The sequence below is a fragment of the Xenorhabdus bovienii genome, assembly GCF_024721015.1.
GTDB lineage: Bacteria > Pseudomonadota > Gammaproteobacteria > Enterobacterales > Enterobacteriaceae > Xenorhabdus > Xenorhabdus bovienii.
Genome location: NZ_JANAIF010000289.1, coordinates 1 through 648, shown reverse-complemented (window position 1 = coordinate 648; position 648 = coordinate 1). Strand labels below are relative to the sequence as shown.

Genomic DNA, 648 nt, shown 5'->3' with positions numbered 1-648 from the left:
ACCCGATGGGCGACAGGTGATTCTGTCAACAACCAAGCATGAAAAAGATTTTTTTCTGGCTTTCACTTACCGAGATATGAATAACACAGACACTGTTATTCGTGTCCCACACCGTGCCGGAATTATGGCATTACAGAGCGATATTGAGCCGACTATTCCCATTGGCGGCAGTTTTATCTGGAATAATCCACTCTCTCAACTCCCCGGCCATAACGATATTTTCATGGCTAACGAGGGGCGAGCATTCGATCCGCGAGAATACCCGGTTGCCGCAAAATTATTCCCGAATTCTAAAATGCCTGATGACCGGGGTTACGCGATCCGCGCCGCCGATAACGGTCGCAACATTGACCTCGGGCGTACAGTAGGCACCTATCAGGACGATGCGATGCGAAATATCACAGGAGCCGTGGGTGCACATCATGGTTTTTTATCAATGACCCCCGCCAGTTCCAGTGGGGCATTCAATCTCATTAAAAATGACGAACCCAGAATTGGCGGCAGTGGCACCAATAACTATGCGTATAACATTGAGTTTGACGCATCCCGTGTGGTTCCCACCGCGAATGAGTTCCGCATGAAAAACGTGGCAAAAATTTTAGTGACGAGGATGAAATAATGAACTACACCAACGAATTACAATTGGCA

The 648-nt window shown here is 47.8% G+C and carries 1 pseudogene; it reads left to right on the top strand.

The window, feature by feature from the left end:
* Nucleotides 1-619 (top strand): annotated as a pseudogene (locus NXS07_RS20630) (hypothetical protein); the annotation flags it as partial.
* Nucleotides 620-648: the final 29 nt, after the last annotated feature.